This is a genomic window from Streptococcus sp. GMD4S, from assembly GCF_000296955.1.
The window spans coordinates 1-1,054 of sequence record NZ_AJRE01000524.1; the positions used below are offsets into that span (position 1 = coordinate 1).

Here is a 1,054-nt window from a genome sequence, read left to right on the forward strand (position 1 = left end):
CAAACTTGGTAAAAAAGCCTGTGATATTTTCCGCAGCATGGTCTGTTCCAATGACCGCTCCGCTATGGGCACCCGCAAGGGCATATTGAGCAATCATACGACTACGCGCCTTGATATTTCCCTTGTTGAAGTCTGAAACAGGACTTCCTGTCGCTTCGACTGCAGCTGTCATAGCATCAGCTGATTCCTTGATATTTACAACTAGACTGACATCTGGTTGGATGAAATCAAGGGCTTTTTGAGCATCTGCTTCATCAGCTTGCACGCCATAGGGCAGGCGGACAGCGATAAATTGGTAGCTGTTATCTCCTGTCTCTGCTCGCATTTCTTCCATAGCTAATTGCGCCAAGCGCCCTGCTAAAGTTGAGTCTTGTCCTCCAGAAATCCCTAGTACAAAGGTTTTAAGGAAGGGGTGTTTTTTCAAGTATCTCTTTAAGAAATCAATTGAACGACGGATTTCTTCCTGGGCATCAATCACTGGTTTGACGCCCAGTTGCTGGATAATGGTCTCTTGCAAACTCATTCTTCTTCTCCTTCACCAAGGGCTTCTTTGCGCATCTTATCAATCAAGTCCATCTTATCTTGCCAAATATCACGCGCCAAGTCCACTGGATAGTGCTGCGGATTGAGCACGCGCTTGTACTCATCCCAAAGTTTGTCAAATTCCTTGCGAGCATAGGCCTTAATCTCAGTCAAACTAGGCAAATTGTAAACTAATTTCCCTGCTTTGAAGATGTCCACCAAGAGAGGAACAGCATCAAAGTTTCGAACGGTCTTCTTAATGTAAGTATAGGTCGGATGGAACATTTTGATTTCTGTCATGCTGGCAACATCTACACCGTCATAGGTGATGTAGTCACCTTCTGACTTACCTTTTTCACGACTAGTAATGCGCCATACCTGCTTCTTACCTGGTGTCGACACTTTTTCAGCATTGCTTGAAAGCTTGATGGTGTTGCGCATATGACCAGTTTCATCTTCGATAGCTACAATCTTATAAACCGCTCCAAGGGCTGGCTGGTCATAGGCCGTAATCAGCTTGGTACCCACCCCC

Annotated in this window: 1 protein-coding gene and 1 pseudogene; both read right to left on the reverse strand. The window is 45.4% G+C overall.

Translation table 11 applies throughout. The features are described 5' to 3' along the window. Positions 1-523, reverse strand: a 523-nt coding sequence (gene nadE, locus GMD4S_RS12300; RefSeq protein WP_000058065.1) for an ammonia-dependent NAD(+) synthetase, incomplete at its 3' end; no start/stop codon positions are given. Beyond that, positions 520-1,054, reverse strand: a pseudogene (locus GMD4S_RS12305) (nicotinate phosphoribosyltransferase); the annotation flags it as partial. The pseudogene GMD4S_RS12305 and the gene nadE, both read right to left, overlap by 4 nt.